Origin of the sequence: Sphingomonas phyllosphaerae (assembly GCF_029623345.1) — a bacterium.
Classification (GTDB): Bacteria; Pseudomonadota; Alphaproteobacteria; order Sphingomonadales; family Sphingomonadaceae; genus Sphingomonas; species Sphingomonas phyllosphaerae_C.
In genome coordinates, this window is record NZ_JAPYKH010000033.1 from 1 (window position 1) to 23,800 (window position 23,800).

Consider the following 23,800-nt stretch of genomic DNA (forward strand, 5'->3'; position numbering starts at 1 on the left):
GGTTGCCCTGCGCCGCGCGCGCGCCTAGGTCGGGCGCGCCCATGGCGCTCGACCCGCTTCCCCAGCTCCACACCATTTTCGGCTTTCCCGCCTTTCGCGGCGTGCAGGAGCAGGTCGTCACGCGCGTGCTCGCCGGCGAGCGCACGCTCGCGGTGATGCCGACCGGCGCGGGCAAGTCGCTCTGCTACCAGCTGCCCTCGGCGATGCTGGAGGGAACGTGCGTGGTCGTCAGCCCGCTGATCGCGCTGATGCACGACCAGCTCCGCGCCGCCACCGCGGTGGGGCTGCGCGCCGCGACACTGACCAGCGTCGACGAGAACAAGGCCGAGACGCGCGGGCGCTATCTCGATGGCGGGCTCGACCTCTTGTACGTCGCGCCCGAGCGCGCCTCCACCGCCGACTTCCGCGACCTGCTCGAGCGCGGCCGGCCCGCGCTGTTCGCGATCGACGAGGCGCATTGCGTCAGCGAATGGGGGCACGACTTCCGCCCCGATTATCGCTTGCTGCGGCCGTTGCTCGACGCCTTCCCCGAGGTGCCGCGGCTGGCGCTGACCGCCACTGCCGACGCGCACACCCGCGCCGACATCCTCGACCAGCTCGGCATCCCGCACGAGGGGATGATCGTCGCCGGCTTCGACCGGCCCAACATCCGCTATACGATCCGCCCCAAGGACAATAGCACGCGCCAGATCGCCGACGTGGTACGCGACACGCCGGGGCCCGGCATCGTCTACGTCCAGACCCGCGCCGCGACCGAGAAGATGGCGGCGCAGCTCACCGCGATCACCGGGCGCCCGGTGCGCGCCTATCACGCCGGGCTCGATCCCGCGGTGCGCGCGCGCAACCAAGCCGATTTCGTCGCCTCCGAGGACATGGTGATGTGCGCCACGGTCGCCTTCGGCATGGGGATCGACAAGCCCGACGTCCGCTTCGTCGCGCACGCCGGCCTGCCCAAGTCGATCGAGGCCTATTATCAGGAGACCGGCCGCGCCGGTCGCGACGGCGATCCCGCGGTGGCGCATCTCTTCTGGGGCGCGGAGGATTTCGCGCGCGCGCGGCAGCGCATCGGCGAGGTCGAGCAACACCGCCAGCCCGGCGAGCGCCAGCGGCTCGCCGCGCTCGGCGCGCTGGTGGAGACCGCGGGCTGCCGCCGCGCCATCCTGCTGCGCCATTTCGGCGAAGACCCGCCCGAGACCTGCGGCAATTGCGACAATTGCCTCTCGCCCCCGGCCGCGCTCGACGCCACCGAGACCGCGCGCAAATATCTCTCGGCGGTGTTCCGCACCGGGCAGATGTTCGGCGCGACCTATATCGAGCAGGTGCTCACCGGCCAGTCGAGCGAGCGCAGCCTGATGAACGGGCACGAGCAGCTCTCGGTGTGGAACATCGTCGACGGCGACGAGGTGGCTTTGCTCAAGCCGGTCGGGCGCGCCTTGCTGCTCAAGGACGCCTTGCGCACCAACCATCACGGCGGGCTCGAGTTCGGCCCGGCGGCACGCGCGCTGCTGAAGGGCGAGGCGACGCTGCCGCTGGTCGAGCCGCCCAAGCGCGAGCGCCGCCGCGGCGGGCGGGCGGGCGCGACCCCCAACCCGGTCGACGATCCGTTGTTCGAGGCGCTGCGCGCGTGCCGGCGCGAGCTGGCGAAGGAAGCGGGGGTTCCGCCCTATGTGATCTTCCACGATTCGGCGCTGCGCGAGATGGCGGCGCTGCGGCCGACCTCGCTGGCCGCGCTGGGGCGGATCGCGGGGGTGGGCCAGCGCAAGCTCGACGCCTACGGCCAGGCGTTTCTCGATGCGCTGAAGGCGGCGGGGTGAGAGGCTGAGTCGCGCCGGGAGCGCAGACCATAGATCCTCCCCGCCAAGCGGGGAGGATCCCGCACTCATCGATATGGAAGCTATCCCCCCTCGCCGTCGCGACCGCTCCCCGCTAAGCCGCCGCATCTCCCGCGACGGGACGATCGGAATCAGTGACGCGGCACCGCGCCCGCGCTAGAGGCACCTTCCTATGTTGCGCATCATCGACGAGACGATCGCGGTCGCCCCGCAGATCCGGCCCGAGGACCTGCCCGCCATTGCCGCCGCCGGCTACACCGCCGTCGTCAACAATCGCCCCGACGGCGAGGAACCCGGCCAGCCCGACGGCGACACGATCCGCGCGGCGGCCGAGGCGGCGGGGCTGCGCTACACCGCCATCCCGATCACCCATGCCGGCTTCTCGCTGCCGCAGGTCGAGGCGATGACCGCGGCGCTGACCGAGGCGGGCGGCCCTGTGCTGGCCTATTGCCGCTCGGGCACCCGCTCGTGCAACCTCTGGGCGCTCGCCGGCGCGGCGCGCGGCGACGATGCCGACGCGCTCACCGCCAAGGCCGCCGCCGCGGGCTATGACCTCACCAACCTGCGTCCCCTGCTCGACGCGGTGGCGCGGCGCGGCTGAGCCGGCACGATGGGGCTGGCGGCATGGCTCGGCCTCGGCCGCGCGCACCGGATGATGCGATCGGTCGACGAGGCGATCGAGGCGGTTGGCGTCGCGCTGCCGCGCTTCGCCGCCTTCGACGCGGTGATCGCCGAGGACGGCCGTGCCGCGCTGGTGATCGACTCGACCGGGGTGATCGCGCTGGTGCTGGTGCGCGGCGCGCGGGTGCGGGCGCGTTTGGTCGAGTGGGCGATGGTGCGGCAGACTCACGCGGGCATCCTGGTGGAGACCGGCGACCGCGGCTTCGGCGACGTGCTGCTGGCGGGCGTCTCCGCGATCGACGTGCGCCGCCTCGGCATGCCGCCGTTGCCGCAGCGCGAGCCCGCCACGATCGTCGGGACGCTCGAGACCGCCTGAGCGCGGGGTTCGGAGGTCGGACCCAGCTCGTCCTCCCCCGCAACACGTTCCTTTGCGGACCTTCCGGAACGCTCTTCACCTTCCGTCACCCGGACTTGTTTCGGAATCCACTCTTCCGCAAGGGCAACAGTTTAGGAGTATGCGGCGCGGTGACTCCCCGGGACCAGACTATCCTGAACCTGTCGAAGGGTCCGGGATGACGATGGTTGAGGCCCCCCCGGCTCACGCCGCGCGGCGGGGCACCGGCTGGTTGAGCCACTCCAGATCGAACGCCGCGTCGAACTCCAGCCCGGCGCGCCCCTCGTCGTCGACCCAGCGCACCGTCGCCGCCAGCGTCAGCCCGCCTTCCAGCTCCAGCACCGCCGGATAGCCGATCGCCGCCGCCGGCAGGTCGACCCCGTCGATCATCGCTCCCGCGGGCGAGATGTTGCGCACGCGCACCTCGGCACGCTCGCCCGCCAGCTCTAGCCGCGCCGAGCGCAGCACGCGGTGGCGCGGCGCGCGGCTGGTCTTGTGCCCGATCGGCACCGCATAGCCCTCCGCCGCGTCCAGCTGCGCGCGCACCGTGCCGGCGTCGGCCGGGCGGCCATAGACATAGCCCTGGATATGGCTGCACCCCAGCCCGCGGATCAGCACGATCTCGTCCTGCTGCTCCACCCCTTCCGCGGTCGTCTCCATGCCGAGGGTCTCGGCGAGGCTGACGATCGCGCGGATGATCGCGGCGTTGCGGTTGCCCGGCTGGATCGCGCCGCGCACGAAGCTCTGGTCGATCTTGATCTTGTCGAACGGCGCCTTGCGCAGATAGCCCAGGCTGGAATAGCCGGTGCCGAAGTCGTCGAGCGCGAGCCGCACGCCGAGCGCCTTGAGCGAACGGAACATCTGCTCCGACGAGGCATCCTCGTTGAGGAACACGCCCTCGGTGATCTCCAGCTCGAGCCGGTGCGGCGCCAGCCCCGTCGCCGCGAGCGCGCCCGCGACCAGAGTGGGCAGGCGCGGGTTGGCGAACTGGATCGGCGAGACGTTGACCGCGACGCGGACGTGATCGGGCCAGCCCGCCGCCTCGGCGCAGGCGGTGCCGAGCACCCAGGCGCCGATCGCCTCGATCAGCCCGCACTCCTCCGCCACCGGGATGAACTCGGCCGGGCTCACCGGCCCGCGCTGCGGATGGTCCCAGCGCACCAGCGCCTCATAGCCCATGATGCGTGCGTCCGCGGTCGATACCACCGGCTGGTAGGCGAGGCGGAACTGGCCCGCGGCGAGCGCCTGGCGCAGATCGTCCTCCAGCCGCTTGCGGTTCTGCGCGCCGTGCAGCAGCTCCTCACGATAGAAACGGTGGACGCCGCGCCCGTCCGCCTTGGCGGCGTAGAGCGCGAGGTCGGCGTTGCGCACCAGCTCCTCCTGCGCCGCGCCGTCCGCGGGGGCGATCGCGACGCCGACCGAGCAGCCGATCGACAAGGTCGAGCGATCGATGTGATACGGCAGCGACAGCGCCGCGATCACGCGCTGCGCCAGCGCGCCGAGCCGGTCGCGGTCGCCCTCGTTGGGGACGATCACCTTGAACTCGTCGCCGCCGAGCCGCCCGACCAGCCCGGCGTCGCCGATGGTCCGCTGCAACCGCTGCGCCACCTCCTTGAGCAGCTCGTCGCCGACCTGATGGCCCAGCGTGTCGTTGACCGCCTTGAAGCGGTCGAGGTCGAGCAGGAACAGGCCGGTCGGGTGGGTGCCGCCCGCCTGCGCCTGCGCCAGCGTCTGCTCGAGCGCGAGCCGCATGCGCTGGCGGTTGGCGATGCCGGTCAGCGCGTCGAACAGCGCGAGCCGCTTGATCTCGGCCTCGGCGCGGCGCTGCTCGGTGAGATCCGAGCCGGCGCCGATGAAGCCCTGGAAGCGGTCGAGCTCGTCGCGCGCGGGGCGGCCCGAGATCGACCACCAGCGCTCCGCGCCGCTGCCCCCCGCGGCGGGGCGGACCGAGTAATCGGTGAAGGAGGTACGCGACGAGAGGTGGAAGCTCAGCGTCCGCTCGGTCTCGACCCAGGCCGAGTCGACGCGGAACACGTCGGTGAGCGGCGCGCCGATCGGCTCGATGCCGAGCGTGCGCAGCTCGCGCGCGACCTTGTCGGAGAGATAGGTGAGCCGGCCGCGGCGGTCGCTCTGCCAGAACCATCCCGCGCCGTGCGCCTCATATTCGGCGACCAGGCGGCTATCGCGTCGTTCGGCGTCGCGGCGCTGCCGCCGCTCGGCCAGCGCGTGCTGGCGGACGAGCGCGGCGCGCACCACCGCTGCGGTCACCAGCCCGGTGGCGGCGAGCGCGAGCGCGAGCGGCAGCGGCGCGGCGCCGGTGAGCGCCACCGCGCCGAGCGCGAGCGTCACCACCAGCGCGAGTGTGGCGGCGCGCAGCGGCTGGAGCGCGAGCGCGAGCCCGATCACCGCGGCGCCGCCCGCCACCCCCGCGGCAGGGAGCAGTGCCGGCGGCAGCGCGGCGGCGGCATAAGCGCCGCGCGCGAGCGCCAGCGTGATCGCGCTGCCGCCGGCGGCGACGGTGGCGATACGCCAATGGCTCGGGCTCGCCGCGGCGCGCGGGTGCGCCGCGACCGCCCAGCAACCGAGCGCGAGCAGCGCGGCCGGGGCGGCGCACCATGCCAGCGCGGTCGCGGCGGGGTTGCCGGACGCGAGCAGCACCAGCGCGGCCGGCGCGAGCAGCAGCACCGCCGCGGCGGCCGGCCACAAAGCGGCGCTGGCGGCGAGCGCGGCGCGGCGCGACTCTTCCACCAGCGCGTCGGACGCGGGCGCGAGCCCGAGCGCCTCGGCGAGCGCGCGCACGCCGCCGGTGGGTTCCTCTCGGTCGGTGGCAGGCGGTCGCATTACACTGTCCTACCTCGACATTCTTGCGTTTTCCTTTGCGCCGCGCGGCCGCGGCGGAACGTCGCCGCCGGAATGGAGCGGTCAGGCAGGAGAAGGGCGCGTCACGATCGGACCGTCGCGCGGCGACACCGCTCCGTCCGCGCCGGCGCCCTCCTGCCGCTCCGGCAAAGGATGCCCCCTTCCGCCGAAACAATCCCTTTCGCCGCGCCCGCTTGATCCCTTGCCGCACAGGCGCCACATGCCGACCATGTTGATCGAGACCGAAGCCACGCCCAATCCCGCGACCGTGAAGTTCCTTCCCGGCCGTATCGTCATGGACGCGGGCACGCGCGACTTCGCCACCCCCGAGGAGGCCGAGGCGAGTCCGCTCGCCACCGCGCTGTTCGATCTGGGCGACGTCACCGGCGTGTTCTTCGGGCGCGACTTCGTCTCGGTCACCGCCGCGCCGGGGGTGAGCTGGAGCGAGCTCAAGCCCGACGTGCTTGCGATGCTGATGGATCATTTCACCGCGCAGATGCCGCTGTTCCGCACCGGCGGCGCCGATTTCAGCGTGCCCGCCGAGGAAGAGACCTTCACCGACGATCCCGCCGACGCCGACATCGTTGCGCAGATCCGCGAGCTGATCGACACGCGCGTCCGCCCCGCAGTGGCCAATGACGGCGGCGACATCGTCTATCGCGGCTTCGACAAGGGCAAGGTGTTCCTGCGCATGCAGGGTGCCTGTTCGGGCTGCCCCTCCTCTACCGCGACGCTCAAGAATGGCATCGAGCAGCTGCTGCGCCACTATGTCCCCGAGGTGACCGAGGTGCGCGCGGTCTGACGCGCGCGCCGATCGTCTTCCCCTCCCTACCGACAGGATCGCCATGCCCGCGCTCGACCGCCCCCTCGACGATGCCGCGCTCGACCAGCTGTTCCGCACCGCGCGCACCTTCAACCATTACCGCGACGAGCCCGTGGCCGAGGACACGCTGCGCGCGATCTGGGACCTGATGAAGATGGCGCCGACCTCGGCCAACCAGCTGCCCGCGCGGCTGGTGTGGTGCGTGTCGGACGAGGCCAAGGCGCGGCTCGCCGACGCCTGCTCGGCGACCAACAAGGACAAGGTGCCCGCCGCACCGGTCAGCGTCGTGATCGGCATGGACACCGAGTTCCACGAGCATCTCCCCACGCTCTTCCCGCATGTCGACGCCAAGAGCTGGTTCGACGGCAATCGCGAGCTGCGCGAGGCCTCGGCCTTCCGCAACTCGTCGCTCCAGGGCGCCTATCTGATCCTGGCGGCGCGCGCGCTGGGGCTCGGTGTCGGGCCGATGTCGGGCTTCGACGCGGGCGCGGTGGACAAGGCCTTCTTCGCCGACACGCCCAGCGTACGGACCAATTTCATCGCCACGCTCGGCTATGGCGATACCGCGACGCTGCACGAGCGGCTGCCGCGCCCCGCGTTCGAGACGTTCAACCGCCTCGCCTGACGTGCGCGACCGCCTGCTCGTCATCGATACGGCCACCGCGGCCTGCTCGGTCGCGCTGTTCGAGGGCGAGCGCCTGATCGCGCGCGCGCACGAGGAGGTGGGGCGCGGCCATGCCGAGCGGCTCGTCCCGATGATCGCCGGCCTGCCCGACGGCGGCCGCGCCGCGCGCATCCTGGTGGACGTCGGTCCCGGCAGCTTCACCGGCATCCGCGTCGGCATCGCCGCCGCGCGCGCGCTCGCGCTGGGCTGGGGGGCGGCGGTGTCGGGCTATGGCGCGCTGGCGCTCGTCGCCGCCGCCGCATTGGCCGAAAACACGGATTTCGCGGCCCTTGCGGTGATCGCCGAAGGCGGGCACGGTGAGGTCTTCATGCAGCGTTTCGCTCGCCCGTTCCGGCCGCTCGACACGCCCCGCTCGCTCACGCCGGCGGCGGCGCTGGCCGCGCTCGACGGCGCCGCGGCGATCGGTTCGGGCACGCGCTGGCTCGCCGCGCTCGACGCCACCGTCGCCGAGCGCCCCGCGCTGCCCGACGCGGCGCACGCGCTGCTGCTCCCCGCCGCCGAGCGCGCCTTGCCGGCCGTGCCTTTCTATGGCCGCGCGCCCGACGCCAAGCCGCCGGCGCCGCGCGCCGCGCCGTGAGCGCGCGCGTGCGGCTGGTCGAGCTCGCCGCCGGGGCCGCGGCCGACGCCGAGGCGATCGACCGCGTCATGGACGCCGCCTTCGACCCGCGCTACGGCGAGGCATGGACGCGCAGCCAGTGCGTCGGCATCCTGGCGATGCCGGGCGTGTGGCTGACGCTGGCGCGGGTCGAGGGCGCGGTCGTCGGCTTCGCGCTGAACCGCGCGATCATGGACGAGGCCGAGCTGCTGCTGATCGCGGTCGACCCGGCGCACGCGCGCACCGGCATCGGCGCGACACTGCTGCGCGGCGTCATCGCCGACTGCCGCGGGCGCGGGGTCAGGCGGCTCCACCTCGAGGTGCGCGCCAACAACCCGGCGGTGGCACTCTACGTCTTGCACGGCTTCCGCCGCGCCGGGGTGCGCCGCGGCTATTATCGCAGCCGCAGCGGCGAGACGTTCGACGCGCACACCTACGCGCTCGTGCTGGAGTGACGCGGCTGGCGACTCGCCGCCGCGCGGCTCGTGCCGCGAACCGCCCGCCTCCGGCCCCTAACCCGCCGGAGCAACTCACTCTGATCACAGCAATTCGCCTTCTTGCGAGTCGCTAGCGCTTTTCGCAACAAGCCCGACGCACTACATAGGTCGGCATGGCCCGTAAGATCGATCTCGAAGCGCTCTGTCAGGAGAAGGGGCTGCGCATCACCGAGCAGCGCCGCATTATCGCGCGCGTGCTGTCGGAGGCGGAGGACCATCCCGACGTCGAGAAGGTCTACGCGCGCGCCTCGGCGATCGATCCGGGCATCTCGATCGCGACCGTCTATCGCACCGTGCGGCTGTTCGAGGAGGCCGGCATCCTCGACCGCCACGATTTCGGCGACGGCCGCGCGCGCTACGAACCCTCGCCCGAGGCGCATCACGACCATCTGATCGACGTCGAGACGGGCAAGGTGATCGAGTTCGTCGATCCCGAGCTGGAGCTGCTGCAGAAGGCGATCGCCGAGCGGCTCGGCTTCCGCCTGGTCGACCATCGCATGGAATTGTACGGCGTCTCGCTCGCGAAGAAGTGAGGCGGGTGGGGCCTTCCCTATCGTGCCCCGGCGAAGGCCGGGGTCCAGGTGGAAAGGCCGACATGGTGTTCGCTGACCTCTACCCAACTGGGCCCCGGCCTTCGCCGGAGAACATGGACGAGCGGATGGCGTCGCTCTTCGCCGGGCCCGAAGACGCGTCGCTCGCCGCATGATCGCCTGTCTCCGCCTCGCCGCGCTCGTCACCTGGCTGCTTCTGGCGCTGCTGCTTCATGGCCTGTGGCGGCTGGTGCGCGCGCGTTCGCCCTGGCCGCGGCGCTTCCTCGGCGTCTCGGCGCGGCTGTTCGGCGCGCGCGTGCGCGTGCTCGGCACGCCGCTGCGACGCGACGCGGTGCTGCTCGCCAACCATCTCAGCTGGCTTGACATCCTCCTGCTCGCCGGGGCCAGCGGCTGCGCCTTCGTGGCCAAGGCCGAGCTGCGCGCGGCGCCGCTGGTCGGCTGGCTCTGCACGCTCAACCGCACCATCTTCGTCCGCCGCGGCGACCGGCTCGGCGTCACCGACCAGGTCGCCGCGCTGCGCACCGCGCTCACCTGCGGCCAGCCGGTCGCGATCTTCCCCGAGGGCACCACCAGCGACGGCGCGACGCTGCTGCCGTTCAAGGCCGCGCTGCTCGCCGCGCTCGATCCTCCGCCGCCCGGGCTGATGGTGCAGCCGGTGCGGATCGACTACGAACCCGCCGCGCGCGCGCTCGCCTGGGTCGGCGACGAGCCCGGCACCGCGCACGCCCGCCGCGTGCTGCGCCGGCGCGGCACCTTCGTCGCGACGCTCACCTTCCTCGCCCCCTTCGTCCCCGCCGGTGACCGCAAGGCGATCGCCGCCGAGGCGCGCCGCCGCATCCTGGCCGCGGGTAGCGAGGCGGGCGCGTTTCCGGTAGAGCGCGCGCCATGTCCGTGACTGCCAAGACCCCGCCCCAGACCTTCCACGTCAAGTCGTTCGGCTGCCAGATGAACGTCTATGACGGCGAGCGCATGGCCGAGTTGATGGCAGCGCAGGGACTGGTCGGCACCGCCGATGCCGACGCCGCCGACCTGGTGGTGCTCAACACCTGCCACATCCGCGAGAAGGCGACCGAGAAGGTCTATTCGGACATCGGCCGGCTGCGCAAGCGCGCGCGCCAGCGCGGCAGCGACGCACCGATGATCGCGGTGGCGGGCTGCGTCGCCCAGGCCGAGGGCGAGGAGATCGTCCGCCGCGCCAAGGTGGATGTCGTGGTCGGCCCGCAATCCTATCACAACCTGCCCGGCCTGGTCGCGCGCGCCGCGTCCGGCGAGGCCGCGCTCGACACCGACATGCCGCTCGCGTCCAAGTTCGCGAGCCTGCCGGCGCGACGCCGCGTCGGCGCGAGCGCCTTCCTCACCGTGCAGGAGGGCTGCGACAAATTCTGCACCTATTGCGTCGTGCCCTACACGCGCGGCGCCGAGGTGAGCCGGCCCTACGCCGCGATCCTCGACGAGGCGCGCGCGCTGGTCGACGCCGGGGCGCGCGAGATCACCTTGCTGGGGCAGAACGTCAACGCCTGGCGCGACGGCGACGGGCGCGGGCTGCACGACCTGATCGTCGCGCTCGACCGGCTGCCGGAGCTGGCGCGGATCCGCTACACCACCAGCCACCCCAATGACATGGCGCAGGGGCTGATCGACGCGCATCGCGACGTCGAGTCGCTGATGCCCTTCCTCCATCTGCCGGTTCAGGCGGGCAGCGACCGCGTGCTGCGCGCGATGAACCGCGCGCACACGGTCGACGGCTATCTGCGCCTGCTCGACCGCGTCCGCGCGGTGCGGCCCGATATCGCGCTGTCGGGTGATTTCATCGTCGGCTTCCCCGGCGAGACCGAGGCCGAGTTCGCGGAGACGCTGCGTCTGGTCGACCGGGTCGGCTACGCGCAGGCGTTCAGCTTCAAATATTCGCCGCGGCCGGGCACGCCCGCCGCCGACCTCGGCGCGGCCGTGCCGGCGGCGGTGATGGACGAGCGGCTGCAGCGGCTGCAGGCGGCGCTCAACCGCGACCAGGCCGCCTTCAACGCCGCCTCGGTGGGGCGGCGCTGCACCTTGCTGATCGAGCGGCGCGGCAAGCTGCCCGGGCAGTGGCTGGGCAAGTCGCCGTGGCTCCAGTCGGTCCATCTCGTCGGCGATCATGCGATCGGCGACCTGGTCGAGGTGACGCTGGCGGCGGCGGGTCCGAACTCGCTCACCGGCGCGGTGGCGCTCCGCGACGCGGCCTGAGGCGACGACCGGCAGGGCGGAGCGACATTCGGGAAGAGGCTTGTCGATCGGCGCTAGTGCTGCTTCGACCCATCGGCCCCGGCGAAGGCCGGGGCTTAGCCGCGAGACGCTGCCGAATCCCACAGCACCCTACCCGCCTGAACCCAGGCCGGCGCCGCGGCAGGTTCGCCGGCCTATGACCGCAACCGCGCCACCACCTTGATCTCGAAGTCGAAGCCCGCGAGCCAGGTGACTCCCACCGCGGTCCAGGTCGGATAGGGCGCGGCGCCGAAGACCTCCCGCTTGACCTTCATGATCGTCTCGAACTGCGTCGCCGGATCGGTGTGGAAGGTAGAGACGTCGACCACGTCGTCGAAGTCGAGCCCGGCCGCGCGCAGCACGTTCGCGAGATTGGCAAAGGCGCGCCGCACCTGCGCCTCGAACTCGGGCTCCGGCGAGCCGTCGTCGCAGCTGCCGACCTGGCCGGAGACGAAGAGCAGCTCGCCTGCGCGCACGGCGGGGGAATAGCCGTGCGCGTCATACAGCGCGTGGCGATGGGGCAGGTCGACGACGTCACGCTGGCTCATCGGTCTTCTCCTGTGAGGCCGGTACTGGATCCGGGCCGGTGATTGACATACGCTGCGTAGGTGAGTGCATACGCGACGTATGTCAACTCACATACGCCGTGCATGCGAGAGAGATAATCTGAGATGGCGGGACGCCGGGCCGAAACCACCGAAGCGAATCGCACGCGACTGATCGCGGCCGCACGCGCCGCCTTCGCCGCGCATGGCTTCGCCGGCGCATCAATGGACGAGCTGACCGCGGCGGCGGGGCTGACGCGCGGCGCGCTCTACCACGGCTTCGGCGACAAGAAGGGGCTGCTCGCCGCCGTGGTCGCGCAGGTCGACGGCGAGATGGCCGCACGCGCGCGCGCCGCGGCATCGGCTGCGCGCGACGACTGGGACGCGCTGCTTGCCGAGGCCGCCGCCTATATCGAGATGGCGCTCGACCCCGAGGTGCGTCGCATCGTGCTGCTCGACGGTCCCGCGGTGCTGGGCGACCCGTCGCGCTGGCCGAGCCAGAACGCCTGCCTCGCCGAGACGCGCGACACGGTCGCGCGCCTCGTCGCCGCCGGGACGATGCGCGCGGTCGACGTCGAGGCGGCGGCGCGGCTGCTGAGCGGTGCCGCGCTCAACGCCGCCTTGTGGGTGGCGGCAAGCGAGAAGCCCGACGTCGCGCTGCCGCGCGCGCTCGACGCCTTCGCGCTGATGGCGGAGGGCTTGCGCGCGCGCTGACCCCCGCGCGCTGACCCATGCCGGCGCGAGGCGCTGGACGTGTCCGCGCGGCGCGGCGAGGCTGCGCGGCGTGATCGGCGCGCTGCCCCCGACCCTGATGATCAGATGCCTGCTCGCCGGGCTGCTCGCCGGCGTGATCGCCGAACTGACGCCGGTGCTCGGCGCGCGGGTCGAACGCGTGCTGATCTACCTGCTGCTGTTGCGCCGCACGCTGGACGGCGCGCGGCCGACCCCGGTGCTCGGCGTGGGCGAGACGCTGGCCATGCCGTTCGAGACCGCGCGCCGTCACGTCGCCGCGCTCGCCGCGGCGGGGCGGTGTCACCGCGTCGCCGGCGGGATGATCGTCGCGGGCCGTCCGCTGGACGATCCCGTGCTGGGACCGCGCCTCGCGCGCGTCCACGATCGCACCGTCGTCCTGGTCGAGCGGCTCGCTGCGGCGGCGCTGCTGCCCGAGCTCACCGCCGTGCCGGGGGCGTATGACTGGTCCGAGGGGCTGGCGGTCGCGGCCGATCTCACGCTCGCGATCGCGGCGGCGGAGACGCGCTGCGCCAAGCCGCTCGACCGGGTGCTGCTCGCCGCGCTGCTGGCGGGCAATGCCGCGGCGATCACCGCCGATCCCGGCCTGTTCCGCCGCGCCGCGCCGCCGCACCAGGTCACACCGGCGTGGCGATCGGTGCGCGGCCGCCTCGTCGCCGAGGGGCTCCATCTGCCCGAGGCGACGGTGCGGCGGCGCTTCGTGAAGCTCGGCGCCGCGGTGGAGGTGACCGCCGCAGGCCTCGTGCTGCGCCCCGATTGGCTCACCGGTGCCGCGGGCGAGGCGGTCGGCGCGGCGCTCCAGGCGGCGCTGCGGCGGCACCTCGCGCAGCTGGCGCGCCATCGCTTCCCGCTCGGCGCGGTCGCCACGGCGTACCGTCACGGCACGCCCGGGTCGCTGCATTTCGGTTAGCGGCACGCGCGATTCCGGCTTGTTCACAGCGTCGCGCCTGCCACACTCGGCGGCGATGCCATTGCGTCACCGCCCCTCGCGCCTATCTCCCGTCCAGACCGGCGCGCCCGTCGCCGTGCAAGGAGCCGCATGAGCCGAAAGCCCGTTCCCGCCCAATCCGGCGAGCGTTCCCGTGTCGAGCTGTTGTTCGACAAGCCCCAGCTGCTCAGCCAGCTGTTCGGCCAATATGACCAGCATCTGGTGGCGCTCGAGAACCGGCTCGGCGTCTACATCACCGCACGCGGCAATCGCGTCGGGCTGGAGGGCACCGCCGAGCAGGTGGCGCTGGCGCGCGACACGCTCAACGACCTGTATCATCGCATCCAGCGCGGCGAGGAGGTCGACACCGGCCTGGTCGACGCCGCGATCGCGATGGCGGCCGAGCCGGTGCTCGACGGCATCATCCGCGCCGACTCCGGCAGCGGCGCACCCTCGGTGATGATCCGCACGCGCAAGAAGACGATCGTGCCGCGCACCCCCGCGCAGGCGCATTACATGCGTGAGCTGACCTCGCACGAGATGATCTTCGCGCTCGGCCCGGCGGGCACCGGCAAGACCTATATCGCGGTGGCGCAGGCGGTGTCGCAGCTCATCTCGGGCAGCGTGCAGCGACTGATCCTGTCGCGCCCCGCGGTGGAAGCGGGCGAGAAGCTGGGCTTCCTGCCTGGCGACATGAAGGAGAAGGTCGATCCCTATCTGCGCCCGCTGTACGACGCGCTGCATGACTGCCTTCCCGCCGAGCAGGTCGAACGCCGCATTGCCAGCGGCGAGATCGAGATCGCGCCGATCGCCTTCATGCGCGGCCGCACGCTGGCCGACGCCTTCGTGATCCTCGACGAGGCGCAGAACACCACGCCGGCGCAGATGAAGATGTTCCTTACCCGCTTCGGCCAGAACAGCCGGATGGTGATCTGCGGCGATCCCAACCAGACCGACCTGCCCGGCGGCGTCGCCGCGAGCGGGCTGGCCGACGCGACCTTCCGGCTCGAGGGCCTGGAGGGCATCTCGCTGTGCCGCTTCACCGCGGGCGACGTGGTGCGGCATCCGATTGTCGGGCGGATCGTGGAGGCCTATGAGGGTCGCGAGGCTTGATGCGGCGGGATATCCTTCTTACGTCTATGGATATCCCGGAGGGTGACGATGGCCTCGCTTTACATCAAGGACGCTGAGACCGCCGCGCTGGCCGATCGTGTCTCACGGCGGCTGGGGACCAGCAAGACCGACGCCGTGCGACGTGCGCTCGTGGCGCTCGAGCGCAGCCTCCCCTGGCGCCCCGACGTGGCCACGCTGATCGCTGACCTCGATGCGTGGCGGCGCGACCATCCGCTGCCGGCCGAGACCGGCGGTCCGGCCGACAAAGCGTTCTATGATCGTCTATGGGACGAAGCGGACGGATGATCTTCGTCGACGCGTCCGCGCTGGTCGCGATCTGCAAGGCGGAGCCCGAACGCCCGGCGCTGCTCGACCGTCTGGTCGACCACGAGCGCGCGCTGTGGTCGCCGATGGCATGCTGGGAGACAGTGTCGGCGCTCGCCCATTCGTACAGGCTCCCGATCGCCGCCGCGCTCGCCGAGGTCCGTCACACCGCCGGCAGGCTGCGGCTGGAGATGGTAGCGATCGCGCAGGACGAGCTCGACGCCGCCCTCGCTGCCTATCAGCGCTACGGAAAACAGTCGCGTCATCCCGCGCGACTCAACATGGGCGATTGTTTCGCTTACGCCTGTGCCAAGACTCATGGCGCCGCCTTGCTCTACAAGGGCGACGATTTCTCGCACACGGACCTCGCCTGACATGATCCACGTCGAACTCACCCGCGAGGACCCCTGGCCCGAGGCGGCATGGCAGCAGCACGCGCTGGCCGCGGTACGCGCCGCGGTGGCGCACACGCCGCACGGCGAGCTGCTCACCACCCCCGCCGCGGTGGAGGTGAGCGTACGGCTTACCGACGATTCCGAGGTGCAGGCGCTCAACCGCCAGTATCGCGGCAAGGACAAGTCCACCAACGTGCTGTCCTTCCCGATGGTGCAGCCCGACCTGCTCGACACCGTCAGCCAGAATTCCGACGACGGCGAGCTGCTGCTCGGCGACATCGTGCTGGCGCACGGCGTCTGCGCGCGCGAGGCGGCGGAGCGCGGGATCGCGGTCGGCGATCATTTCACGCACCTTGTGGTGCACGGCACTTTGCATCTGCTAGGCTATGACCACATGACCGACAACGACGGGGACGCGATGGAGGAGATCGAGCGCGCCGCGCTCGCCGACCTCGGCGTTGCCGACCCCTATCTCATACGCGAGGACTGACGAACGGCGATGGCCGACGACCGAAGTACCGCCGGCAGCGGCGACCACCATCACGAACCCGGCATCTGGTCGGGGCTGCGCAACCTCATCTTCGGCGAACCGCACGAGGCGACGCTGCGCGAGGTGCTCGAGAAGGCGATCGACCGCTACGAGGAAGATCCTGCGCCCGATCTGAAGGGCGATCTCACCCCGCTCGAGCGCCAGATGGTGCGCAACCTGCTCCATTTCAGCGAGCGCGACGCCGGCGGCACCGGCGTGCCGCGCGCCGACGTGATCGCGGTGGAGGAAGCGACCAGCTTCGCGCATCTCGTCGAGGTGTTCGCCGAGGCGGGGGTCAGCCGACTGCCGGTGTACCGCGCGAACCTCGACCACATCATCGGCATCATCCATATCAAGGACGTGTTCGCAATCCTGGCGCGCGGCGGCGAACCGCCGGCGTCGATCGCGGTGCTGATCCGCCAGCCCTTGTACGTGCCGATGAGCCGCGGCGCGCTCGACCTGCTCGCCGACATGCGTCAGTCGCGCAGCCATCTCGCGGTGGTGCTGGATGAATATTCGGGCACCGAGGGGCTGGTCACGATCGAGGACCTGATCGAGGAGATCGTCGGCGAGATCGAGGACGAGCATGACGACGCGCCCGAGGTGCTGCTCGTCCCGCTCGACGGCGGCGCCTGGGAGGTCGACGCGCGCGTCGAGCTGGAGGATGTCGGCGAGGCCGTCGACGCGCGGCTCGCCGAGGCGGAGAGCGACGTCGATACGATCGGCGGCCTCGCCGCGGTGCTCGCCGGCCGCGTGCCCGAGGCGGGCGAGTGCGTCGATCACCCGAGCGGCTGGCGGATCGAGGTGGTCGACGCCGACTCGCGCCGGATCAACCGGCTGCGCCTCCATCCGCCGGTGCCGGAGCCGGAGGACGTCGACGCCTGAGGCGCATCGCGGCGACGCGAGGCCGGTCGGGGTTGCCCCGGGGCCGCGGGTTGCGCTAGCGCCGCGTCGAGGGTTCGGGGGCGGTGCGCCGCCTCCCACGCGACCGACCACGTCAGCCCTTCGGGTCGCCCGACAGGCAGCTGGGTCGGGGGTCGCCGGCGTGCCCCCCACGCCGGCGGCCCAACCTCGCCACTGGCGTCCTGCCTAGGCGGCATTCACTTCTGCCGCCGATCTCAACGATTTGTTTACCTTGTTGCGCTCTAATAGCGGCGCTCCCCATGCCGTGCGCGGGGCTCGGAGGTGTTCGATGCCGTCTCTCCTCGCGGTGCTGCTGCTTCAGGCCGCGGCGCCGGCCGCGCTCGCGACTCATGGCGACTGGATCCTCGGCTGCGACAATCAGCGCGGCTGCGACGCACTGGTGCGCGACAGCGGCGGCAGCGAGCCGCGGCTGCGGCTGGCGTTGCGGCGCGACGGCGCGGCCACCGCACCGGCGCGGCTCGACGTCCCCCTTCCCCTCAGCGTCGCCGCGGCCAGCCGGGTCACGCTCGCGGTCGACGGACGGCCGCTCGCGCAGCTGATCGCGCCCGGCGGCGGTGGAGGCCTCGCGCTGCCGTTCGAGGGCAAGCTCGCCGCCGCGCTGGTGCGCGGGCGGCGCCTGACGGTGTTCGAGTCGAAGCGGCACGTGCTCGCCGGCGCCTCGCTCGTCGGGCTCGGCGCGACGCTGCGCGCGATCGACGCGGCGCAGGGGCGCGAGAGCAGCGCCGCGACGCTCGCTCCGCCCGAGCGCGGTGCCGTCCCCGCGTCGATCGCAGCGGTGCCGGCGCTGCCGATCGTCGACCAGCCCGAGGTAACCGGCGAGGCGCCGCGGCGCTTCTCCGCCAAGGACGCGCGCAAGCTGCTCGGCCGCGCCGCCGCCGATTGCGCCGCGGCGCGGACCTGGCGGCTCGACGCCGCGTACACGCTGTTGGCGCTCGATCCCGGCTGCGCCGCGACGCACGGGCGCGCCGCGCTGTACCTGCTGCCGCCGAAGGGACCGGCGATGGCGGCGACGATCGACCCCGCGCCCGCCGCGGCGCCACCGAGCTGGGACCCGGCGCGGCGCCGCCTGGTCAGCACGGCAGGCCCGTTACGGCAGGAATATGCCTGGGACGGCGTGCGCTTCCGCCTGGTACTCGAGCAGCACGACACCGCTTTGCCGGATGCCAGCGGCGACGAGGACGTGATCACGACGTGGCGCGCGACGGTGGCGGTGCACTGAGGGGCCTGCCGCTCGTATCGGATCCGTCCAGGCCGACCCGTGCTCGCGCGCACGCGGGAGCCCAGCGCCACAGGCGGTAGCGCTGGCGAGCCTCGGCGCCGGCGTTCGCCCGAGCACCTTGCCGCTTCCGATGAGCCGATCGGCCGTTACGCCGTCACCCGCGCGCGGCGGCGCATGCCCTCGGCGCTGGCGAGATGGTGCGCATGGGTGATCGCCACCGCCAGCGCGTCCGCGGCATCGGGACCGGCGAGCCTGGCGCCGGGCAGCAGCACCGCCATCATCGCCTGGATCTGGCGCTTCTCCGCGCCGCCGGTGCCGACGACCGCCTTCTTGACGGTGGAGGGATGATATTCACCGATCGCCAGCCCCGCCCCCGCCGCCGCGAGCAGCACCACGCCGCGCGCCTGCCCCAGCTTGAGCGTCGACTGCGCGTTGGTGTTGCCGAGCACTTCCTCGACCGCAGCCGAGTCGGGGCGCTCGGCGAGGATCACGTCGATCAGCGCGGCGTGGAGATTGGACAGCCGGCGCGGCAGCGGCATCGACGGGTCGGTGCGGATCTGGCCGTTGGCGACGTGGCTCAGCCGGTTGCCGTCGGCGTGGATCACGCCCCAGCCGGTGGTGCCGAGCCCGGGGTCGAGGCCGAGAATGATCATAGCCCTAGATCCTCCCCGCATGCCGGGGAGGATCTTGCCCTCCCCGCACCGGGGAGGATCACGCTCAACCCAGCTTCTCCATCACCGCATCGGAGACCTCGTAATTGCCCCACACGGTCTGCACATCGTCGTCGTCGTCGAGCGCGTCGATCAGCTTGAACAAGGTCGTCGCCTCGTCCTCGCCGACCTCGACCATCGTCTGCGGGCGCCATGCCAGCTTGGCGCCCTCGGCCTCGCCCAGCACCGACTCCAGCGCCTTGGCGACCTCGTGCAGATCGGCCACCGCGGTCCAGATCTCATGGCCGTCGTCGCTGGAGGTGACGTCCTCCGCGCCCGCCTCGAGCGCGGCCTCGAACACCTTCTCGGCGTCGCCCACGCCCGCAGGATAGGTGATCAGCCCGACCCGGTCGAACGCGTGGCTGACCGATCCGCTGGCGCCGAGATTGCCGCCGTTCTTCGACACCGCGGTGCGCACGTTGGTGGCGGTGCGGTTGCGATTGTCCGTCAGCGCCTCGATGATCAGCGACACGCCACCGGGGCCAAAGCCCTCGTAGCGGATCTCCTCGTAATTCTCGGTATCGCCCTTGCTCGCCTTGTCGATCGCGCGCTGAATATTGTCCTTGGGCATCGACTGCGCCTTGGCGGCGTTCACCGCGGCGCGCAGCCGCGGGTTCATGTCGGGATCGGGCAGCCCCATCTTCGCCGCCACGGTGATCTCGCGGCTGAGCTTGGAGAACATGCCCGAGCGCTTCTTATCCTGCGCACCCTTGCGGTGCATGATGTTCTTGAATTTGGAATGGCCTGCCATGACTGCCTCTAGCGGGTAATCTCCAGCCCTTATCCCGCGGCGGCGCGCGATGCCAGTGCGGGGGCGCGTGGCGCTGTCCTGGCCTATTCGCAAGCCTCCTGCTCGCATCATCGCGCTTGCCCCGACTCCGCCGCATCGGGCACAGGCGGGGGCAATGACCGTCAGCGTGGACATGGGCACCGATACGTCGGGCGCGCCCGTGACAATGGATCTCGAGGAACTGCTCGCCACCCGCTTGCTCGTCCAGGGCAATTCGGGCTCGGGCAAGTCGCATCTGCTGCGCCGGCTGCTCGAGGGCTCGGCCGGGCAGGTGCAGCAGGTCGTGATCGATCCCGAGGGCGATTTCGTCACCCTCTCCGAGCGCTACGGCCATGTCGTGATCGAGGGCGCGGATTATGCCGAGCGCGAGATCGCGCGCATCGCCGCGCGCCTGCGCGAGCATCGCGCCAGCGTCGTGCTCAGCCTCGAGGGGCTGGAGGCGGAGGGGCAGATGCGCTGCGCCGCGGGCTTCCTCGGCGCCTTGTTCGATGCGCCGCGCGAGCATTGGTATCCCGCGCTGGTGGTGGTGGACGAGGCGCAGCTGTTCGCCCCCACCACCGGCGGCGAGGTCGCCGAGGACGTGCGCCGCGCCTCGCTCTCGGCGATGACCAACCTGATGTGCCGCGGGCGCAAGCGCGGGCTCGCCGGGGTGATCGCGACGCAGCGCTTGGCCAAGCTCGCCAAGAACGTCGCGGCGGAGGCGAGCAACTTCCTGATGGGGCGCACCTTCCTCGATATCGACATGGCGCGCGCGGCGGACCTGCTCGGCATGGAGCGACGCCAGGCCGACATGATCCGCGATCTCGCGCGCGGCACCTTCCTGGCGCTTGGTCCGGCGGTGTCGCGTCGCCCGCTCACCGTGAAGATCGGCGCGGTGGAGACGCAGGCGCGCAGTGGCAGCCCCAAGCTGGTGCCGCTGCCCAAGGCGGACAGCGTCGACGTCCAGGCTTTGCTCGACCTCACTCCCGAGGCGGCGCCGTCGCTGCCGCTCTCGTTCGACCCGCGCCCGCGCCGCGTGCCCAGCGAGGAGCTGCTCGCCGACCTCGCCGCGCCGGCCACGCCGGGCGTGCCCGCGCCCGCGTTGCCCGACCGCTCCGAGGAGGAGGTGGAGGAGGTCTACGCCGCGGTGCTGCGCGCGATCGTCGCCGACGCGGAGAGCGCGGGGCGGCCCGCGGCGGTGCTGTTCCAGGACTTCCAGGTGCGCTGCCGGATGACCGGGGTGGCGCGGCCGGCGCTCGACCTTCCCGCCTTCAGCCGCCGGCTGTCGTGCGCGCGCGCCGGCATCTTCGCGCCGCATGCCGAGGAGTGGGCAAGCGCGCTGGCGCTGGCGCAGGGACTGCCCGACGACATGCTCGGCGCCTTCCTGCTGGTGGCCAAGGCGGCGCGCGACGGCGAGCCCTGCCCCTCGGACGAAGCGATCGCGCATACCTATGGGACGAGCTCGCTCGGGCGCGTGAAGCGGCTGATCGGCTATATCGAGAGCCGCGACCTGTTCGTCACCCGCACCGACATGGCGGGCAAGCGCTCGATCACGATCCCGCATCTGGGCTGGACGACGGGGACGGCGGAGGCGGCTTAGGACGCGGACGGAGGCTGCGCCCCCCCAACCCCTTCCCTGAAGGGGAGGGCTCATCGGATTACCGACCCCTCACCCTGCCTCCAGCTTCGCCTCCGCCACCAGCGGCGGGGTCTGCTGGTGCTGCACCACGGTCCAGCGCTCGTGCTCGATCCGGCGATAGGTCGAAGTGCAGTGCGCGACATAGGTCTCGCCCCCTCCCCCGCCCTTCGACGCCTCGACCTTATAGGCGACGACGATCAGCCCATCCTGCGGGCGCACGATGCGCTGGTCGCTGAAGCGCACCGCGTCCCAGCGCGGCGTCTGGCTGACCGCCTCCACCGCGGCCTCGCTCTCGAGCACATAGGGCGGCTGCGGCACCACCATCAGCGCCGATTCGTCGATCGACTCGCGATAGTGATCCGCGTCGGCGGTCCACAGGCTCTCCTCGAACGCCCACACGCGCTGGTCTTCCATATTTCCTGCTCCCTCACTGGACGTGGTCCAAGCGAGGCGCACGCGCGATCGTTCCGCCCGGGCTCAGCTCGCGGCGCCGCGCCGCCACGGATAGCCGCTGACGCGCGGCCACAGCAGGTTGAGCGCGAGCCCGCCGAGCACCAAAGCGGCGGCGAGCAGCTTCCAGCCCGGCAGCGGCTCGCCCAGCAACAAGGCCGAGGTGCCCATGCCGAACACCGGCACCAGCATCGCGCTCGGCGTGATCGTCGCGGCGGGATGCCGCGCCAGCAGCCAGCCCCAGGCGGCATAGCCAAACAGCGTATTGCCGACCGCCTGCCACACCACCGCAGCCCATACGCCCGGCCCGGCGCGCTGCACCGCCTCTACGATCGGCGCGGCGCCTTCGACCAGCAGCGCGGCGGCGACCAGTGGCGGCACCGCGAAGGCGCTCGACCAGACGACGAAGCCGAGCATGTCGGTGGTGCCGCTCGCCTTGGCGACCTGGTTGCCGCCGGCCCAGCTGATCGCCGCCGCGATCGTCAGCGCGATTCCCAGCGGGGTGGCGGCACGATCGTTGTGGACGAGGATGGTGAGGATGCCCGCGCTCGCGAGCACCAGCGCGCCGAGCTGGTACCCGCGCACGCGCTCGCCGCTCAGCGCGATCGCGAGGCCGATGGTGAAGAACACCTGGCTCTGCACCACCAGGCTCGCCAGCCCGGGCGAGATCCACCCGTCCATCGCGAGGAACAGCAGCCCGAACTGCCCCGCGCCGATGAGCAGGCCATAGGCCGCGAGCGAGCGCCATTTCACCTTGGGGCGCGGCACGAACAGCGCCGGCAGGAAGGCGAGCGCGAAGCGGCAGGCGGCGAAGGCGAGCGGCGGCAGCACGTCGAGCGCGGCGCGGATGACGACGAAGTTGGTGCCCCACACCGCCACCACGGCGAGCGCGAGCAGCAGGTGGCGCGGCGGCACCGCGGCGGGAGTGGACGGGGACGTACTCATCTCAGGTCCTCGCGACCATCAGCATCCCTCCGCGGCGAAGCTTCCTCGGCGACACATCGTGCTCCCACGTTCGCGGGAAAACATCGGCAGAGCGCCAGCGACGGTCGTGCGGAGCGTGCGTTGCGAGCAGGATCAATCGGCCGCTGCCGCCCCCTGCGCCCCATCCAGCAGGCCGAGCGCGGTCAGCTCGGCGCGCAGCGCGTCGGCGCCGGTGAACAGGTGCGAGCGGATGCCGAGCGCGCGCGCGGCCGTCACGTTCGCATCGTTGTCGTCGACGAAGAAGGCCTGGTCGGCGGTGAGCGCGAAGCGGTTCAGCGCGAGGTGGAAGATCGCAGCGTCCGGCTTGACCACGCGCTCGTCGCCCGAGACGACGATGTCGCGGAAGCGGTCGAACAACGCCGCCTCGCGGGCGCGGAACGGCGCGAAGAACTCGCCCGAGAAGTTGGTGATCGCGAACAGCGGCACGCCGCGCGCGTCGAGTTCCTCGACGAGCCCGGGCATGCCGGGGATCGGCCCGGGGATCTGCTCGCCGAAGCGCGGTCCCCACAAAGCGATCATCTCGGCATGCTGCGGGTGCAGCGCGGCGAGCTCGGCGCTGGTCTCGGCGAAGGGCCGGCCGGCGTCGTGCTGGAAATGCCACTCGCGCGTGGCGATATCGCGCAGGAACGCATCGAGCGCCTGCTCGTCGTCGAACAGGCGCCCATAGAGCGCGCGCGGGTCCCAGTCGTAGAGGACGTGCCCGACGTCGAAGATGACCGACGTCGGCGCGCAGGCCGCCGACGTCACGTCAGGGCTCAGCCCTGGCGTGCCTTGAAGCGGCGATTGGTCTTGTTGATGATGTAGGTGCGGCCGCGGCGACGGATCACGCGATTGTCGCGGTGGCGGTCCTTGAGCGACTTGAGGCTGTTGCGGATCTTCATGGCGATGGCGCTTCTGTCGAGAGAATAGGGAAAGCGCGCCGCCTAGTGAGCAGGGGGTGGAAAGTCAACTGAGTCGGCGGGCGAGCGCCACCCGATCCTCCCCGCCTGGCGGGGAGGATTGCGTGCCTTCGGCCGGACGGCGCTCCGTCCGGCGATCCGCCCGCCTCCCCGCGGAGCTTGCGACGCGCTGCGGCGTTGCTATGCCGCAACGATTGTTTCCGCGAAGGCTGTGTTATGCGTCCTCTCGTCCTTGTCCTTCTCGCCGCCGCGCCGCTGGCTGCCTGCGCCACCGGGCCGCAGCGCTTCCCGGTCGAGGCGACTCGCTTCCACTATGACGCCGTGGCCGAGCGGGGCACCGTCAGCGTCCAGCCGCTTCAAGGCGGGGGTTCCCCCAGCCTCGAGTACAAGACCTATGCGGCCGCGGTGGAGGCCGAGCTGCTGCGCAACGGCTTCACCAGCCCCGCGCCCGGCACCACTGCGCAATATATCGCCACCGTCGGCTTCACCCGCACCGACCGGCCGCTGCCGCCGCGCAGCTCGCC

The 23,800-nt window shown here is 71.9% G+C and carries 27 protein-coding genes and 1 pseudogene; 20 read left to right on the plus strand and 8 right to left on the minus strand.

What is annotated here, in order from left to right; all coding sequences use genetic code 11:
- The first annotated feature begins 41 nt into the window (after nucleotides 1–41).
- The 3 genes from recQ to QBJ89_RS19025 all read left to right on the plus strand — a co-directional run bounded on the left by recQ (nucleotide 42) and on the right by QBJ89_RS19025 (nucleotide 2,829).
- Complete coding sequence (gene recQ, locus QBJ89_RS19015) at nucleotides 42–1,814, plus strand: DNA helicase RecQ (protein WP_277982063.1); 1,773 nt, start codon at nucleotides 42–44, stop codon at nucleotides 1,812–1,814.
- Between the two features lie 190 nt (nucleotides 1,815–2,004).
- Complete coding sequence (locus tag QBJ89_RS19020) at nucleotides 2,005–2,433, plus strand: TIGR01244 family sulfur transferase (RefSeq protein WP_277982042.1); 429 nt, start codon at nucleotides 2,005–2,007, stop codon at nucleotides 2,431–2,433.
- Nucleotides 2,434–2,442: 9 nt separating this feature from the next.
- Nucleotides 2,443–2,829 (plus strand): hypothetical protein, encoded by a 387-nt coding sequence (locus QBJ89_RS19025; RefSeq protein ID WP_277982043.1) that lies wholly within the window; start codon nucleotides 2,443–2,445, stop codon nucleotides 2,827–2,829.
- A gap of 222 nt (nucleotides 2,830–3,051) precedes the next feature.
- Here QBJ89_RS19025 and QBJ89_RS19030 read toward each other — a convergent pair whose 3' ends face one another.
- Complete coding sequence (locus QBJ89_RS19030) at nucleotides 3,052–5,688, minus strand: EAL domain-containing protein (RefSeq protein ID WP_277982044.1); 2,637 nt, start codon at nucleotides 5,686–5,688, stop codon at nucleotides 3,052–3,054.
- A gap of 247 nt (nucleotides 5,689–5,935) precedes the next feature.
- On the opposite strand from QBJ89_RS19030, the gene QBJ89_RS19035 reads away from it, so the two are divergent.
- From QBJ89_RS19035 to miaB, 7 genes are all read left to right on the plus strand, one after another.
- The gene (locus QBJ89_RS19035) at nucleotides 5,936–6,508 is read left to right on the plus strand and encodes a NifU family protein (protein ID WP_277982064.1); all 573 of its coding nucleotides are present in this window, start codon (nucleotides 5,936–5,938) and stop codon (nucleotides 6,506–6,508) included.
- Nucleotides 6,509–6,551: 43 nt separating this feature from the next.
- Nucleotides 6,552–7,154 carry a malonic semialdehyde reductase gene (locus QBJ89_RS19040; RefSeq protein ID WP_277982045.1) on the plus strand — a complete coding sequence of 201 codons (603 nt, stop codon included), beginning with the start codon at nucleotides 6,552–6,554 and terminating at the stop codon, nucleotides 7,152–7,154.
- 1 nt (nucleotide 7,155) lies between these two features.
- Entirely contained in the window at nucleotides 7,156–7,791 is a 636-nt protein-coding gene (gene tsaB / locus QBJ89_RS19045; protein WP_277982046.1) for a tRNA (adenosine(37)-N6)-threonylcarbamoyltransferase complex dimerization subunit type 1 TsaB, read from the plus strand.
- A complete protein-coding gene (gene rimI, locus QBJ89_RS19050) occupies nucleotides 7,788–8,264 on the plus strand; it encodes a ribosomal protein S18-alanine N-acetyltransferase (RefSeq protein ID WP_277982047.1) in 477 nt (158 codons plus the stop codon). The genes tsaB and rimI overlap by 4 nt, the downstream gene beginning before the upstream one ends.
- A gap of 155 nt (nucleotides 8,265–8,419) precedes the next feature.
- The gene (locus QBJ89_RS19055; protein ID WP_132908705.1) at nucleotides 8,420–8,839 is read left to right on the plus strand and encodes a Fur family transcriptional regulator; all 420 of its coding nucleotides are present in this window, start codon (nucleotides 8,420–8,422) and stop codon (nucleotides 8,837–8,839) included.
- 169 nt (nucleotides 8,840–9,008) lie between these two features.
- On the plus strand, nucleotides 9,009–9,752 hold the full coding sequence (locus QBJ89_RS19060; RefSeq protein WP_277982048.1) for a lysophospholipid acyltransferase family protein: 744 nt from the start codon (nucleotides 9,009–9,011) through the stop codon (nucleotides 9,750–9,752).
- A complete protein-coding gene (miaB, locus tag QBJ89_RS19065; protein WP_277982049.1) occupies nucleotides 9,743–11,080 on the plus strand; it encodes a tRNA (N6-isopentenyl adenosine(37)-C2)-methylthiotransferase MiaB in 1,338 nt (445 codons plus the stop codon). The genes QBJ89_RS19060 and miaB overlap by 10 nt, the downstream gene beginning before the upstream one ends.
- 173 nt (nucleotides 11,081–11,253) lie before the next feature.
- On the opposite strand, the gene QBJ89_RS19070 is transcribed toward miaB, so the two are convergent.
- Nucleotides 11,254–11,646 carry a RidA family protein gene (locus QBJ89_RS19070; RefSeq protein ID WP_277982050.1) on the minus strand — a complete coding sequence of 131 codons (393 nt, stop codon included), beginning with the start codon at nucleotides 11,644–11,646 and terminating at the stop codon, nucleotides 11,254–11,256.
- 123 nt (nucleotides 11,647–11,769) lie between these two features.
- Here QBJ89_RS19070 and QBJ89_RS19075 point away from each other — a divergent pair, with 123 nt between their 5' ends.
- From QBJ89_RS19075 to QBJ89_RS19110, 8 genes are all read left to right on the plus strand, one after another.
- A complete protein-coding gene (locus tag QBJ89_RS19075; protein ID WP_277982051.1) occupies nucleotides 11,770–12,357 on the plus strand; it encodes a TetR/AcrR family transcriptional regulator in 588 nt (195 codons plus the stop codon).
- A 70-nt stretch (nucleotides 12,358–12,427) separates the two neighbouring features.
- Nucleotides 12,428–13,303 carry a hypothetical protein gene (locus QBJ89_RS19080; RefSeq protein ID WP_277982052.1) on the plus strand — a complete coding sequence of 292 codons (876 nt, stop codon included), beginning with the start codon at nucleotides 12,428–12,430 and terminating at the stop codon, nucleotides 13,301–13,303.
- A 129-nt stretch (nucleotides 13,304–13,432) separates the two neighbouring features.
- Nucleotides 13,433–14,434 (plus strand): PhoH family protein, encoded by a 1,002-nt coding sequence (locus QBJ89_RS19085; RefSeq protein WP_223013193.1) that lies wholly within the window; start codon nucleotides 13,433–13,435, stop codon nucleotides 14,432–14,434.
- Between the two features lie 48 nt (nucleotides 14,435–14,482).
- Entirely contained in the window at nucleotides 14,483–14,740 is a 258-nt protein-coding gene (locus QBJ89_RS19090) for a type II toxin-antitoxin system VapB family antitoxin (RefSeq protein WP_277982065.1), read from the plus strand.
- On the plus strand, nucleotides 14,737–15,132 hold the full coding sequence (locus tag QBJ89_RS19095; protein ID WP_277982053.1) for a type II toxin-antitoxin system VapC family toxin: 396 nt from the start codon (nucleotides 14,737–14,739) through the stop codon (nucleotides 15,130–15,132). The genes QBJ89_RS19090 and QBJ89_RS19095 overlap by 4 nt, the downstream gene beginning before the upstream one ends.
- A gap of 1 nt (nucleotide 15,133) precedes the next feature.
- A complete protein-coding gene (ybeY, locus tag QBJ89_RS19100) occupies nucleotides 15,134–15,643 on the plus strand; it encodes an rRNA maturation RNase YbeY (RefSeq protein WP_277982054.1) in 510 nt (169 codons plus the stop codon).
- A gap of 9 nt (nucleotides 15,644–15,652) precedes the next feature.
- A complete protein-coding gene (locus tag QBJ89_RS19105) occupies nucleotides 15,653–16,567 on the plus strand; it encodes a hemolysin family protein (RefSeq protein WP_277982055.1) in 915 nt (304 codons plus the stop codon).
- Between the two features lie 307 nt (nucleotides 16,568–16,874).
- Entirely contained in the window at nucleotides 16,875–17,825 is a 951-nt protein-coding gene (locus QBJ89_RS19110) for a DUF1176 domain-containing protein (RefSeq protein WP_277982056.1), read from the plus strand.
- Nucleotides 17,826–17,971: 146 nt separating this feature from the next.
- On the opposite strand, the gene ruvC is transcribed toward QBJ89_RS19110, so the two are convergent.
- Both ruvC and QBJ89_RS19120 read right to left on the minus strand, forming a co-directional pair.
- Complete coding sequence (ruvC, locus tag QBJ89_RS19115) at nucleotides 17,972–18,478, minus strand: crossover junction endodeoxyribonuclease RuvC (RefSeq protein ID WP_277982057.1); 507 nt, start codon at nucleotides 18,476–18,478, stop codon at nucleotides 17,972–17,974.
- A 64-nt stretch (nucleotides 18,479–18,542) separates the two neighbouring features.
- Nucleotides 18,543–19,286, minus strand: coding sequence for a YebC/PmpR family DNA-binding transcriptional regulator (locus QBJ89_RS19120; protein ID WP_277982058.1), 744 nt, complete (start codon nucleotides 19,284–19,286; stop codon nucleotides 18,543–18,545).
- 154 nt (nucleotides 19,287–19,440) lie between these two features.
- Here QBJ89_RS19120 and QBJ89_RS19125 point away from each other — a divergent pair, with 154 nt between their 5' ends.
- The gene (locus QBJ89_RS19125; protein WP_277982059.1) at nucleotides 19,441–20,904 is read left to right on the plus strand and encodes an ATP-binding protein; all 1,464 of its coding nucleotides are present in this window, start codon (nucleotides 19,441–19,443) and stop codon (nucleotides 20,902–20,904) included.
- A 69-nt stretch (nucleotides 20,905–20,973) separates the two neighbouring features.
- On the opposite strand, the gene QBJ89_RS19130 is transcribed toward QBJ89_RS19125, so the two are convergent.
- From QBJ89_RS19130 to ykgO, 4 genes are all read right to left on the minus strand, one after another.
- Nucleotides 20,974–21,357: a DUF4440 domain-containing protein gene (locus QBJ89_RS19130; RefSeq protein ID WP_277982060.1), complete on the minus strand. Its 384-nt coding sequence runs from the start codon at nucleotides 21,355–21,357 to the stop codon at nucleotides 20,974–20,976.
- A gap of 63 nt (nucleotides 21,358–21,420) precedes the next feature.
- On the minus strand, nucleotides 21,421–22,338 hold the full coding sequence (locus tag QBJ89_RS19135) for an EamA family transporter (protein WP_277982061.1): 918 nt from the start codon (nucleotides 22,336–22,338) through the stop codon (nucleotides 21,421–21,423).
- Between the two features lie 132 nt (nucleotides 22,339–22,470).
- Nucleotides 22,471–23,124, minus strand: coding sequence for an HAD family hydrolase (locus tag QBJ89_RS19140; protein WP_277982062.1), 654 nt, complete (start codon nucleotides 23,122–23,124; stop codon nucleotides 22,471–22,473).
- Nucleotides 23,125–23,132: 8 nt separating this feature from the next.
- Nucleotides 23,133–23,258 carry a type B 50S ribosomal protein L36 gene (gene ykgO / locus QBJ89_RS19145; protein WP_069205031.1) on the minus strand — a complete coding sequence of 42 codons (126 nt, stop codon included), beginning with the start codon at nucleotides 23,256–23,258 and terminating at the stop codon, nucleotides 23,133–23,135.
- A 234-nt stretch (nucleotides 23,259–23,492) separates the two neighbouring features.
- Here ykgO and QBJ89_RS19150 point away from each other — a divergent pair.
- A pseudogene (locus tag QBJ89_RS19150) lies at nucleotides 23,493–23,800 on the plus strand (DUF4136 domain-containing protein); the annotation flags it as partial.

Coding starts and splice junctions, on each gene's coding strand:
- QBJ89_RS19055 (WP_132908705.1), top strand. CDS start 8,420: ATGGCCCGTAAGATCGATCTCGAAGCGCTCTGTCAGGAGAAGGGGCTG.
- QBJ89_RS19125 (WP_277982059.1), top strand. CDS start 19,441: ATGACCGTCAGCGTGGACATGGGCACCGATACGTCGGGCGCGCCCGTG.
- QBJ89_RS19040 (WP_277982045.1), top strand. CDS start 6,552: ATGCCCGCGCTCGACCGCCCCCTCGACGATGCCGCGCTCGACCAGCTG.
- miaB (WP_277982049.1), top strand. CDS start 9,743: ATGTCCGTGACTGCCAAGACCCCGCCCCAGACCTTCCACGTCAAGTCG.
- QBJ89_RS19035 (WP_277982064.1), top strand. CDS start 5,936: ATGTTGATCGAGACCGAAGCCACGCCCAATCCCGCGACCGTGAAGTTC.
- QBJ89_RS19020 (WP_277982042.1), top strand. CDS start 2,005: ATGTTGCGCATCATCGACGAGACGATCGCGGTCGCCCCGCAGATCCGG.
- QBJ89_RS19095 (WP_277982053.1), top strand. CDS start 14,737: ATGATCTTCGTCGACGCGTCCGCGCTGGTCGCGATCTGCAAGGCGGAG.
- QBJ89_RS19085 (WP_223013193.1), top strand. CDS start 13,433: ATGAGCCGAAAGCCCGTTCCCGCCCAATCCGGCGAGCGTTCCCGTGTC.
- QBJ89_RS19030 (WP_277982044.1), bottom strand. CDS start 5,688: ATGCGACCGCCTGCCACCGACCGAGAGGAACCCACCGGCGGCGTGCGC.
- QBJ89_RS19110 (WP_277982056.1), top strand. CDS start 16,875: ATGCCGTCTCTCCTCGCGGTGCTGCTGCTTCAGGCCGCGGCGCCGGCC.
- QBJ89_RS19130 (WP_277982060.1), bottom strand. CDS start 21,357: ATGGAAGACCAGCGCGTGTGGGCGTTCGAGGAGAGCCTGTGGACCGCC.
- QBJ89_RS19070 (WP_277982050.1), bottom strand. CDS start 11,646: ATGAGCCAGCGTGACGTCGTCGACCTGCCCCATCGCCACGCGCTGTAT.
- QBJ89_RS19075 (WP_277982051.1), top strand. CDS start 11,770: ATGGCGGGACGCCGGGCCGAAACCACCGAAGCGAATCGCACGCGACTG.
- QBJ89_RS19105 (WP_277982055.1), top strand. CDS start 15,653: ATGGCCGACGACCGAAGTACCGCCGGCAGCGGCGACCACCATCACGAA.
- QBJ89_RS19135 (WP_277982061.1), bottom strand. CDS start 22,338: ATGAGTACGTCCCCGTCCACTCCCGCCGCGGTGCCGCCGCGCCACCTG.
- QBJ89_RS19025 (WP_277982043.1), top strand. CDS start 2,443: ATGGGGCTGGCGGCATGGCTCGGCCTCGGCCGCGCGCACCGGATGATG.
- ybeY (WP_277982054.1), top strand. CDS start 15,134: ATGATCCACGTCGAACTCACCCGCGAGGACCCCTGGCCCGAGGCGGCA.
- ykgO (WP_069205031.1), bottom strand. CDS start 23,258: ATGAAGATCCGCAACAGCCTCAAGTCGCTCAAGGACCGCCACCGCGAC.
- QBJ89_RS19060 (WP_277982048.1), top strand. CDS start 9,009: ATGATCGCCTGTCTCCGCCTCGCCGCGCTCGTCACCTGGCTGCTTCTG.
- recQ (WP_277982063.1), top strand. CDS start 42: ATGGCGCTCGACCCGCTTCCCCAGCTCCACACCATTTTCGGCTTTCCC.
- ruvC (WP_277982057.1), bottom strand. CDS start 18,478: ATGATCATTCTCGGCCTCGACCCCGGGCTCGGCACCACCGGCTGGGGC.
- QBJ89_RS19120 (WP_277982058.1), bottom strand. CDS start 19,286: ATGGCAGGCCATTCCAAATTCAAGAACATCATGCACCGCAAGGGTGCG.
- QBJ89_RS19090 (WP_277982065.1), top strand. CDS start 14,483: ATGGCCTCGCTTTACATCAAGGACGCTGAGACCGCCGCGCTGGCCGAT.